Genomic DNA, 8,894 nt, shown 5'->3' with positions numbered 1-8,894 from the left:
TTTTTATTAAAAGCTTGCATTGTGCCCATTCTTTCTATATAATAATGAATGTTGTTCTGAGACGTTGCGATGATGTGAGAGGTTACTGACACACCCGGCCCCTTTGCCATGGAGCAGTGTGTTAGAAAATTTTCACGGAGTATGTCCGATACCAAATTGGGCGATAGAAGGAGGGACTAAAATGGCAAAGCAAAAAATTCGTATTCGTTTGAAAGCTTACGATCACAGAATTCTTGATCAATCCGCTGAGAAAATTGTTGAAACTGCGAAACGTTCAGGTGCAGGTGTATCCGGACCGATTCCGCTTCCAACTGAAAAACAAATCATTACTATTCTCCGTGCGGTACACAAGTATAAGGATTCTCGGGAACAATTCGAAATGCGCACTCATAAGCGTTTGATCGACATTGTGAACCCAACTCCACAAACTGTGGATGCTCTTATGCGCTTGGACCTGCCGTCCGGTGTAGATATCGAAATCAAATTGTAATATCCGAATTAAGAAGAGAAAAGAGGTGTCAACATGAAAGGTATCTTAGGAAAAAAACTCGGAATGACTCAAGTATTTACTCCAGAAGGTAATGTAATTCCTGTAACGGTTATCGAAGCAGGTCCTTGTGTTGTTCTGCAAAAGAAAGATGTCGAGAACGATGGATACGAAGCGATCCAAATCGGTTTCTCCGACAAAAAAGAAAGCAGATCCAACAAACCTGAAGCAGGTCATGCCAAAAAGGCTAATACTGCACCTAAGCGCTACGTTCGCGAAGTTCGCGGTGTTGACCTCGGGGCATACGAGGTTGGCCAAGAGCTTAAAGCTGACATTTTTGCAGAAGGCGAATATGTTGACGTGACTGGTACTTCTAAAGGTAAAGGTTTCCAAGGTAACATCAAACGTTGGGGACAAAGCCGCGGACCAATGGCGCACGGCTCCCGTTATCATCGTGGACCAGGTTCCATGGGCTCCATCCAAGCAAACCGTGTTCCTAAAGGCAAACACCTTCCAGGACAAATGGGTAACGTAACTGTAACTGTTCAAAAACTTGAGATCGTTAAAGTGGATACAGAACGCAATGTTTTGTTGATCAAAGGCGCGATTCCAGGTCCTAAAAACAGTTTCGTGAAAATCAATGAAACGGTGAAGAAATAATCACCTAAGGAAAGGAGGAACAATCAATGCCAAAAGTATCCGTGTTGAATGTCAGCGGAAGCCAAGTTGAAGAATTGGAATTGAACGAAGCGGTATTCGGTATTACACCTAACGTTCATGTTATGAACCAAGCTGTATTGCTGCAAAGAGCATCTTTGCGTCGCGGTACGCACAAAGTGAAAGGCCGTTCTGAAGTACGCGGCGGCGGACGTAAGCCTTGGAAACAAAAAGGCACAGGCCGTGCTCGTCAAGGTTCGATCCGTTCACCACAATGGAAAGGCGGCGGTACTGTATTTGGTCCAACACCACGCAGCTACTCGTTCAAGCTTCCTAAGAAGGTTCGTCGTTTGGCGATTAAATCCGCATTGTCTTCCAAAGTGATCGACAACAACATTATCGTTCTGGATGCACTTGCACTGAACACGCCTAAAACGAAAGAATTTGTAACCATCTTGAACAACCTGAAAGTGGAACGTAAAGCTCTGATCGTGGCTCCTAGCTATGATGATAATGTGGCTCTTTCCGCTCGTAATATTCCTGGTGTGAAATTCGTAGCGGCAGACGGCATTAATGTTCTTGACGTACTGATGTACGACAAGCTGATCATTACGAAAGAAGCAGTTCAGAAGGTAGAGGAGGTGCTCGCGTAATGAAAGATCCTCGTGATATTATCAAACGTCCGGTGATTACGGAACGTACTGCTGACTTTATGGCTGACCTTAAGTATGCCTTTGAAGTTGACATTCGTGCGAACAAAACCGAAATCAAAAAAGCCGTTGAGTCTATTTTCAAAGTGAAAGTGACCAACGTTAACACTATGCGCGTTCCAGCTAAGCCAAAACGCTATGGCCGCTACAACGGTTACACAACCGAGTGGAAAAAAGCCATCGTAACGCTGAGCAAAGACAGCAAAGCGCTCGAGTTTTTTGAATCTGTAGAGTAAGGAGGAAATCACGTGCCTATTAAAAAGTATAAACCTACTTCCCCGGCAAGACGTAACATGTCCGTGTCTACTTTTGAAGAGATCACGACAAATCAGCCGGAGAAATCGTTGCTTGCACCGCTTAGCAAAAAAGCTGGCCGCAACAACCAAGGTAAAATTACAGTTCGTCACCACGGCGGCGGACATAAACGTAAATACCGTATCATCGACTTCAAACGTACGAAAGACGGCATACCAGGTACCGTTGCTACAATCGAGTATGATCCGAACCGTACTTCTAACATCGCTCTGATCCACTATGCAGACGGAGAGAAACGCTACATCATCGCTCCTAAAGGTCTGAAAGTTGGAGATAAGATCGAATCCGGACCGAGTGCCGACATCAAAATCGGTAACACTCTTCCAATGGAGAACATTCCTGTAGGTACTGTTATCCACAACATCGAACTGCAACCTGGCAAAGGCGGACAATTGGTTCGTGCAGCCGGTACCGAAGCTCAGCTTCTGGGTAAAGAAGAAAAATACGTATCCGTACGTTTGTCTTCTGGTGAAGTTCGTAAACTTCTGAAAGTTTGCCGCGCAACCATCGGTTCCGTTGGTAACGAAGATCATGAGCTCATCAAGATCGGTAAAGCAGGTCGTAGCCGCTGGCTCGGACAACGTCCTGAAGTACGCGGTGTTGTTATGAACCCTAACGATCACCCTCACGGTGGTGGTGAAGGCCGCGCTCCAATCGGACGTAAATCGCCAATGTCTCCATGGGGCAAACCAACCCTTGGCTTCAAAACGCGTAAAAAAGGAAAAGCTTCTGACAAGTATATCGTTCGCCGCCGCACAAAATAATGCACAATGTGCATAACTTTGTGAAGTGCCGAAAGTAACGAGAGATTGGACGAAGGGAGGATTTTATAGATGAGTCGCAGTTTGAAAAAAGGACCTTTCATTGATGGGTACCTGCTGAAAAAAGTAGAAGTGATGAACGAGTCGAGCAAGAAAGCTGTTATCAAAACTTGGTCCCGCCGCTCTACGATTTTCCCACAATTTATCGGTCACACGTTCGGTGTATACGATGGACGCAAACACGTACCTGTATATGTAACGGAAGACATGGTAGGACACAAGTTGGGTGAATTTGCACCAACTCGTACTTACAAAGGTCATACGGACGATGACAAGAAAACAAGAAGATAATTTGAAGCTCTTTGTTTGAGAGGAGGTAAAATTAAATGGAAGCAAAAGCACATGCTAGATCGATCCGGATTGCTCCTCGTAAAGTCAAGCTCGTGATTGACTTGATCCGTGGTAAGCAAGTTGGTGAGGCTATCGCCATTCTCCGCCACACTCCGAAATCGGCTTCCCTGGTTGTAGAGAAGCTGCTGAACTCGGCGATCGCCAATGCTGAGCATAACTACTCTATGGACATTAACAGTCTGGTTGTTAGCCAGGTTTTCGTTAACCAAGGACCAACCATGAAGAGATTCCGTCCACGCGCTATGGGCCGTGCAAGTCGGATCAATAAACGCACCAGCCACATCACTTTGGTGGTATCTGAAAAATAAGGAGGGATAAAGTGTGGGCCAAAAGGTAAATCCAGTCGGACTCCGGATCGGTATTATTCGTGATTGGGAATCGAAATGGTATGCAGGCAAAGATTTCGGAAATCTTTTGCTGGAAGACGTTAAAATTCGTGAATACCTTAAGAATAAACTGAAAGATTCTGCTGTATCTCGTATTGAGATCGAGAGAGCGGCAAATCGTGTGAATGTAACTATCCACACTGCGAAACCAGGTATGGTTATCGGTAAAGGCGGTTCTGAAGTAGAAGTACTTCGCAGCCAAGTTACTAAAATTGCAGGCGGTAAAAAAGTTCACATCAATATCTCTGAAATCAAACATGCGGATCTGGATGCAATCTTGGTTGCAGAAAGCATCGCTCAACAATTGGAACGTCGTGTATCTTTCCGTCGCGCTCTGAAACAAGCGATTCAAAGAACAATGCGTTCTGGTGCAAAGGGAATCAAAACTCAAGTCGGCGGACGTCTTGGCGGTGCCGAGATCGCTCGTTCGGAAGGATATAGTGAAGGAACAGTTCCTCTTCATACGCTCCGTGCTGATATTGACTACGGTACAGCAGAAGCGCATACTACTTATGGCCGTATCGGCGTAAAAGTATGGATCTATCGTGGTGAGGTACTTCCTCCGGCTAAGAAACAAGCTGCTCAGGAAGGAGGCAACTAATCATGTTGGTACCAAAACGTGTAAAACACCGCAAGCAACAACGCGGTCACATGAAAGGTATGGCTAAAGGCGGCACTGAGCTCAACTTCGGTGAATTCGGTCTGCAAGCTCTTGAGCCAACTTGGATTACGAACCGTCAGATCGAAGCAGCGCGTATTGCTATGACGCGTTACATCAAACGTGGCGGTAAAGTATGGATTAAAATTTTCCCTGATAAACCGATCACTCAAAAACCTCTTGAGGTTCGTATGGGTAGCGGTAAAGGTAACGTAGAGAAATGGGTCGCAGTTGTCAAACCAGGTAAGATTATGTTTGAACTTGGAGGCGTGCCTGAGGAAATCGCTCGCGAAGCGATGCGTCTTGCCGCTCACAAGCTGCCGATCAAAACGAAGTTTGTGAAACGTGAAGAATTGGGTGGTGAAGCAAATGAAAGCTAATGATCTGCGTAACTTGACCACTGCAGAAATTGAGCAAAAGATTGCGGGTTTTAAAGAGGAGCTCTTTAACCTCCGTTTTCAATTGGCTACCGGACAGCTTGACAACCCGACTCGGATCCGTGATGTGCGCAGGGAAATAGCTCGTGCTAAAACCGTCATCCGTGAAAGAGAACTTGGGATTAGTTAATTGAATCAGTCATTTTTGCCTGTATTCAGGAAGGAGGCTAACGATGAGCGAAGAACGCAATGCTCGTAAAGTGCAAGTAGGTAAAGTTGTCAGTGACAAAATGGAAAAAACCATTGTTGTAGCTGTTGAAACTTACAAAAAACATGATCTCTACCACAAGCGTATTAAATACACTAAGAAATTTAAGGCGCATGATGAGAACAATACTGCAAAAATCGGAGATACCGTTAAAATCATGGAAACTCGTCCACTCTCCAAAGACAAACGCTGGAGATTGGTAGAAGTCGTTGAAAAAGCGGTTATCATCTAAAGATATAACGACAGTTTTTCCGAAAGGAGGAAATTTCAATGATTCAACCATTTACACGTCTGCATGTAGCTGACAATTCTGGTGCGAAGGAACTGATGTGTATCCGCGTATTGGGTGGTACGGGTCGTCGTACTGCTGCAATCGGTGATTTGATCGTTTGTTCCGTGAAACAAGCAACACCAGGCGGCGTTGTCAAAAAGGGTGACGTAGTCAAGGCTGTTGTGGTTCGTACGAAGCGTTCTGTACGCCGTAAGGACGGATCTTATATCGCATTTGACGAAAACGCAGCGGTTGTTGTTAAAGACGACAAAGGCCCTCGCGGAACTCGTATTTTCGGACCAGTGGCTCGCGAACTTCGTGATAAAGACTTCATGAAAATCGTTTCCTTGGCACCGGAAGTTATCTAAGACTTACATTGATCGGATAACCGATTGAATAGATCGTTCCAAGTTATGCTTGTCAAAAGGCAAGCCGCAGGAGGTGTAATAAATGCCAAAAGTGAAAAAGGTTCTTGAATCGCACAATAACAAGCTTCACGTCAAAAAAGACGACAAAGTTATGGTGATCAGCGGTAAAGACAAAGGCAAAAAAGGCCGTGTCATTGCAGCTTATCCACGTGAGAACCGCGTGCTTGTGGAAGGCGTCAACATGGTGAAAAAACACCAGAAGCCGAACCAAATGAATCCGCAAGGCGGAATTATTGAACAGGAAGCGCCAATCCATGTATCCAACGTGATGCATCTTGATCCGAAGAGCGGTAACGTAACTCGTGTGGGTTACAAAGTGCTCGATAACGGTAAAAAGGTTCGCGTAGCCAAAAAGTCCGGAGAAGTTATCGACTAATCGAACAGTGGAGAAAGGAGGTTTATGATTCATGGCAACAAGAATGAAAGAACGTTTTCTGAACGAAATCACTCCTGCCTTGATGCAGAAGTTCAATTATTCTACGGTAATGCAAGTACCTAAAATCGAGAAGGTTGTCATCAACATGGGTGTGGGTGATGCCGTATCCAACTCGAAAGTACTTGATTCCGCAGTCAATGATATGCAGCTGATTGCTGGTCAAAAACCAGTTATCACTCGTGCTAAAAAATCCATCGCTGGATTCAAATTGCGTGAGAATATGCCGATCGGTGTGAAAGTAACGCTGCGCGGTGAGCGTATGTATTACTTCTTGGACAAATTGTTCAACATTACTCTTCCACGTGTACGTGACTTCCACGGCGTGTCCACCAAAGCATTTGACGGACGCGGCAACTACACACTTGGCCTCAAGGAACAACTGATTTTCCCTGAGATCGAGTATGATCAAGTGGATAAAGTCCGTGGTATGGATATCGTTATCGTAACGACGGCAAAAACTGACGAAGAGTCCCGCGAGCTGCTCGCTCAATTGGGAATGCCTTTTGCGAAATAATTCGCAAATCCATTTCTCCGAAAATTTTTTAGGAGGTGTCAGGCTAAGTGGCAAAAACTTCGATGAAAGTAAAACAACAACGTACGCCTAAGTATAAAGTTCGTGCTTACACGCGCTGCGAACGTTGCGGTCGTCCACATTCGGTACTGCAAAAGTTCAAAATTTGCAGAATTTGTTTCCGTGAATTAGCTTATAAGGGCCAGATTCCTGGCGTCAAAAAAGCAAGCTGGTAAGAAGTTTATAATCGGGAAGGAGGTTTACACACATGACTATGTCTGATCCAATTGCAGATATGCTTACTCGTATTCGTAACGCTAACACTGTACGTCACGAAACAGTAGAAATGCCTGCTTCGACGATGAAAAAACAAATCGCTGATATCTTGAAGCGTGAAGGTTTCATCCGTGATGCAGAATATATCGATGACAACAAACAAGGGATTATCCGTGTTTTCCTGAAATATGGTGCAAACAACGAACGCGTTATCTCCGGTTTGAAAAGAATCAGTAAACCAGGTCTGCGCGTCTACACGAAGAGCAATGAAATCCCTCGTGTACTCGGCGGTCTCGGAATTGCGATTATCTCCACTTCTAAGGGGATTATGACCGACAAAGAAGCTCGTCAATCCAAAGCTGGCGGAGAAGTTGTCTGCTACGTTTGGTAATACACGTCACAAAACAAGGAGGTGCAACAAATGTCCCGTATTGGTCGCAAACCAATCGCAGTACCTAGCGGTGTGGATATCACACTGAACAATACCGAAATTACAGTTAAAGGACCTAAAGGCTCTTTGACTCGTGAACTTCACAAGGATATGAAAGTAACGGTTGAAAACAACGAGATCGTCGTTGAACGCCCATCTGATAACAAACTGCATCGTTCCCTTCATGGCACGACCCGCAGCGTTGTCAACAACATGGTGAGCGGCGTTACTGAAGGATTCTCCAAATCTCTGGAATTGGTTGGGGTCGGATATCGTGCAAGCAAATCCGGAGATAAGATCGTTCTGAACGTTGGATACTCTCATCCAGTTGAAATCACTCCAGAAGCCGGTATCGAATTCGAAGTGCCTGCAAATACAAAAATCATCGTTCGCGGTATCGATAAAGAGCGCGTAGGTGCATACGCTGCTAAAATCCGTTCCGTTCGCGAGCCTGAGCCTTACAAAGGTAAAGGGATCAAGTATGAAGGCGAGCGCATTATCCGTAAGGAAGGTAAAGCTGGTAAGAAGAAATAAGCTTTCTAAACTTATCAGTCTTTTACCCCATGCGTCTTAAAGTGAAGCTGTAATGGCAAACTGAAAGGAGTGAAAGGGAAGTCATGATTACAAAACAGGATAAGAACAAGGCACGTGTCAGACGTCATCTGCGTGTACGCAAGAAAATCCAAGGTACTGCAGCTCGTCCACGTCTGAACGTATTCCGTTCTTCTAAACATATCTATGCTCAACTGATCGATGACGTAGCAGGTGTAACCATCGTATCCGCATCTACAGTTGATAAAGAACTTAGCAGTTCTATTAAGAACGGCGGTAGCGTAGAATCCGCTCGTCAAGTAGGCGAACTGGTTGCTAAGCGCGCGAAAGAAAAGGGTCACACATCGGTTGTATTCGACCGTGGAGGATACCTGTATCATGGACGGATTCAAGCCTTGGCTGAAGCAGCACGCGAAGCAGGCTTGGAATTCTAAGAATTTCTAAAAAGGAGGTTAACGACTTGCGTGTAGATCCGAACACTTTAGAACTGACTGAAAGAGTTGTAAATATTAACCGTGTAGCTAAAGTTGTAAAAGGCGGACGCCGTTTCAGCTTCAGCGCTCTGGTTGTTGTCGGTGATGGCAAAGGCTACGTTGGTGCCGGTATCGGTAAAGCAGGCGAAGTACCTGACGCCATCCGCAAAGGCATTGAAGATGCTAAGAAAAATCTGATTCACGTTCCGATCGTAGGAACATCCATTCCACACCTGGTTACTGGTCACTTCGGTGCTGGTCGCGTTCTTTTGAAACCAGCTTCTGAAGGTACTGGAGTAATCGCTGGCGGTCCTGTACGTGCCGTACTGGAACTTGCTGGTGTAGGTGACATCTTGACAAAATCTTTGGGTTCTTCGAACTCCATGAACATGGTCAACGCAACTTTGGAAGGCTTGTCCCGTCTGAAGCGTGTTGAAGATGTTGCCAAACTACGTGGCAAATCTGTCGAAGAGCTTCTCGGTTAAGG

19 protein-coding genes are annotated in these 8,894 nt (G+C 45.3%); all 19 read left to right on the top strand.

Annotated elements, in window-relative coordinates:
• Window positions 1-181 precede the first annotated feature (181 nt).
• The 19 genes from rpsJ to rpsE all read left to right on the top strand — a co-directional run bounded on the left by rpsJ (window position 182) and on the right by rpsE (window position 8,892).
• Entirely contained in the window at window positions 182-490 is a 309-nt protein-coding gene (rpsJ, locus tag GRF59_RS28150) for a 30S ribosomal protein S10 (protein ID WP_005544556.1), read from the top strand.
• Between the two features lie 33 nt (window positions 491-523).
• A complete protein-coding gene (gene rplC / locus GRF59_RS28145) occupies window positions 524-1,147 on the top strand; it encodes a 50S ribosomal protein L3 (RefSeq protein ID WP_160501033.1) in 624 nt (207 codons plus the stop codon).
• 26 nt (window positions 1,148-1,173) lie between these two features.
• Entirely contained in the window at window positions 1,174-1,797 is a 624-nt protein-coding gene (gene rplD / locus GRF59_RS28140; RefSeq protein ID WP_160501032.1) for a 50S ribosomal protein L4, read from the top strand.
• The gene (gene rplW / locus GRF59_RS28135) at window positions 1,797-2,090 is read left to right on the top strand and encodes a 50S ribosomal protein L23 (RefSeq protein ID WP_160501031.1); all 294 of its coding nucleotides are present in this window, start codon (window positions 1,797-1,799) and stop codon (window positions 2,088-2,090) included. The genes rplD and rplW overlap by 1 nt, the downstream gene beginning before the upstream one ends.
• 12 nt (window positions 2,091-2,102) lie before the next feature.
• Window positions 2,103-2,933, top strand: coding sequence for a 50S ribosomal protein L2 (rplB, locus tag GRF59_RS28130; protein ID WP_160501030.1), 831 nt, complete (start codon window positions 2,103-2,105; stop codon window positions 2,931-2,933).
• A 69-nt stretch (window positions 2,934-3,002) separates the two neighbouring features.
• Window positions 3,003-3,281, top strand: coding sequence for a 30S ribosomal protein S19 (rpsS, locus tag GRF59_RS28125; RefSeq protein WP_094600175.1), 279 nt, complete (start codon window positions 3,003-3,005; stop codon window positions 3,279-3,281).
• A 35-nt stretch (window positions 3,282-3,316) separates the two neighbouring features.
• The gene (rplV, locus tag GRF59_RS28120; protein ID WP_136609112.1) at window positions 3,317-3,649 is read left to right on the top strand and encodes a 50S ribosomal protein L22; all 333 of its coding nucleotides are present in this window, start codon (window positions 3,317-3,319) and stop codon (window positions 3,647-3,649) included.
• Between the two features lie 13 nt (window positions 3,650-3,662).
• On the top strand, window positions 3,663-4,328 hold the full coding sequence (rpsC, locus tag GRF59_RS28115) for a 30S ribosomal protein S3 (protein ID WP_136609113.1): 666 nt from the start codon (window positions 3,663-3,665) through the stop codon (window positions 4,326-4,328).
• Between the two features lie 2 nt (window positions 4,329-4,330).
• Entirely contained in the window at window positions 4,331-4,765 is a 435-nt protein-coding gene (gene rplP / locus GRF59_RS28110) for a 50S ribosomal protein L16 (RefSeq protein ID WP_094600172.1), read from the top strand.
• Window positions 4,755-4,952, top strand: coding sequence for a 50S ribosomal protein L29 (gene rpmC / locus GRF59_RS28105; protein WP_036712586.1), 198 nt, complete (start codon window positions 4,755-4,757; stop codon window positions 4,950-4,952). The genes rplP and rpmC overlap by 11 nt, the downstream gene beginning before the upstream one ends.
• Window positions 4,953-4,995: 43 nt before the next feature.
• Window positions 4,996-5,262 carry a 30S ribosomal protein S17 gene (rpsQ, locus tag GRF59_RS28100; RefSeq protein ID WP_136609114.1) on the top strand — a complete coding sequence of 89 codons (267 nt, stop codon included), beginning with the start codon at window positions 4,996-4,998 and terminating at the stop codon, window positions 5,260-5,262.
• A 38-nt stretch (window positions 5,263-5,300) separates the two neighbouring features.
• The gene (gene rplN / locus GRF59_RS28095; RefSeq protein ID WP_136609115.1) at window positions 5,301-5,669 is read left to right on the top strand and encodes a 50S ribosomal protein L14; all 369 of its coding nucleotides are present in this window, start codon (window positions 5,301-5,303) and stop codon (window positions 5,667-5,669) included.
• Between the two features lie 82 nt (window positions 5,670-5,751).
• Window positions 5,752-6,105 (top strand): 50S ribosomal protein L24, encoded by a 354-nt coding sequence (gene rplX / locus GRF59_RS28090; RefSeq protein WP_160501029.1) that lies wholly within the window; start codon window positions 5,752-5,754, stop codon window positions 6,103-6,105.
• Window positions 6,106-6,136: 31 nt separating this feature from the next.
• Window positions 6,137-6,679 (top strand): 50S ribosomal protein L5, encoded by a 543-nt coding sequence (rplE, locus tag GRF59_RS28085; RefSeq protein ID WP_160501028.1) that lies wholly within the window; start codon window positions 6,137-6,139, stop codon window positions 6,677-6,679.
• 47 nt (window positions 6,680-6,726) lie between these two features.
• Window positions 6,727-6,912: a type Z 30S ribosomal protein S14 gene (locus GRF59_RS28080; protein ID WP_074961883.1), complete on the top strand. Its 186-nt coding sequence runs from the start codon at window positions 6,727-6,729 to the stop codon at window positions 6,910-6,912.
• A 32-nt stretch (window positions 6,913-6,944) separates the two neighbouring features.
• Complete coding sequence (rpsH, locus tag GRF59_RS28075; RefSeq protein WP_136609117.1) at window positions 6,945-7,343, top strand: 30S ribosomal protein S8; 399 nt, start codon at window positions 6,945-6,947, stop codon at window positions 7,341-7,343.
• A 30-nt stretch (window positions 7,344-7,373) separates the two neighbouring features.
• Entirely contained in the window at window positions 7,374-7,916 is a 543-nt protein-coding gene (rplF, locus tag GRF59_RS28070) for a 50S ribosomal protein L6 (RefSeq protein ID WP_136609118.1), read from the top strand.
• Between the two features lie 83 nt (window positions 7,917-7,999).
• Window positions 8,000-8,368 (top strand): 50S ribosomal protein L18, encoded by a 369-nt coding sequence (gene rplR / locus GRF59_RS28065; protein ID WP_160501027.1) that lies wholly within the window; start codon window positions 8,000-8,002, stop codon window positions 8,366-8,368.
• Window positions 8,369-8,394: 26 nt separating this feature from the next.
• Window positions 8,395-8,892, top strand: a complete 498-nt coding sequence (rpsE, locus tag GRF59_RS28060) for a 30S ribosomal protein S5 (RefSeq protein ID WP_160501026.1) — start codon at window positions 8,395-8,397, stop codon at window positions 8,890-8,892.
• Window positions 8,893-8,894: the final 2 nt, after the last annotated feature.

The sequence above is a fragment of the Paenibacillus dendrobii genome (assembly GCF_009807035.1).
GTDB classification, from domain to species: domain Bacteria; phylum Bacillota; class Bacilli; order Paenibacillales; family Paenibacillaceae; genus Paenibacillus_AQ; species Paenibacillus_AQ dendrobii.
The sequence above is the reverse complement of the archived record's forward strand: the minus strand, read 5'-3'. Positions and strand labels throughout refer to the sequence as shown.

Bases quoted from the DNA above. Each gene is read 5' to 3' on its own strand.
- rpsJ (WP_005544556.1), top strand. From the start codon at position 182: ATGGCAAAGCAAAAAATTCGTATTCGTTTGAAAGCTTACGATCACAGA.
- rplC (WP_160501033.1), top strand. From the start codon at position 524: ATGAAAGGTATCTTAGGAAAAAAACTCGGAATGACTCAAGTATTTACT.
- rplD (WP_160501032.1), top strand. From the start codon at position 1,174: ATGCCAAAAGTATCCGTGTTGAATGTCAGCGGAAGCCAAGTTGAAGAA.
- rplW (WP_160501031.1), top strand. From the start codon at position 1,797: ATGAAAGATCCTCGTGATATTATCAAACGTCCGGTGATTACGGAACGT.
- rpsS (WP_094600175.1), top strand. From the start codon at position 3,003: ATGAGTCGCAGTTTGAAAAAAGGACCTTTCATTGATGGGTACCTGCTG.
- rplV (WP_136609112.1), top strand. From the start codon at position 3,317: ATGGAAGCAAAAGCACATGCTAGATCGATCCGGATTGCTCCTCGTAAA.
- rplP (WP_094600172.1), top strand. From the start codon at position 4,331: ATGTTGGTACCAAAACGTGTAAAACACCGCAAGCAACAACGCGGTCAC.
- rpmC (WP_036712586.1), top strand. From the start codon at position 4,755: ATGAAAGCTAATGATCTGCGTAACTTGACCACTGCAGAAATTGAGCAA.
- rpsQ (WP_136609114.1), top strand. From the start codon at position 4,996: ATGAGCGAAGAACGCAATGCTCGTAAAGTGCAAGTAGGTAAAGTTGTC.
- rplN (WP_136609115.1), top strand. From the start codon at position 5,301: ATGATTCAACCATTTACACGTCTGCATGTAGCTGACAATTCTGGTGCG.
- rplX (WP_160501029.1), top strand. From the start codon at position 5,752: ATGCCAAAAGTGAAAAAGGTTCTTGAATCGCACAATAACAAGCTTCAC.
- rplE (WP_160501028.1), top strand. From the start codon at position 6,137: ATGGCAACAAGAATGAAAGAACGTTTTCTGAACGAAATCACTCCTGCC.
- rpsH (WP_136609117.1), top strand. From the start codon at position 6,945: ATGACTATGTCTGATCCAATTGCAGATATGCTTACTCGTATTCGTAAC.
- rplF (WP_136609118.1), top strand. From the start codon at position 7,374: ATGTCCCGTATTGGTCGCAAACCAATCGCAGTACCTAGCGGTGTGGAT.
- rplR (WP_160501027.1), top strand. From the start codon at position 8,000: ATGATTACAAAACAGGATAAGAACAAGGCACGTGTCAGACGTCATCTG.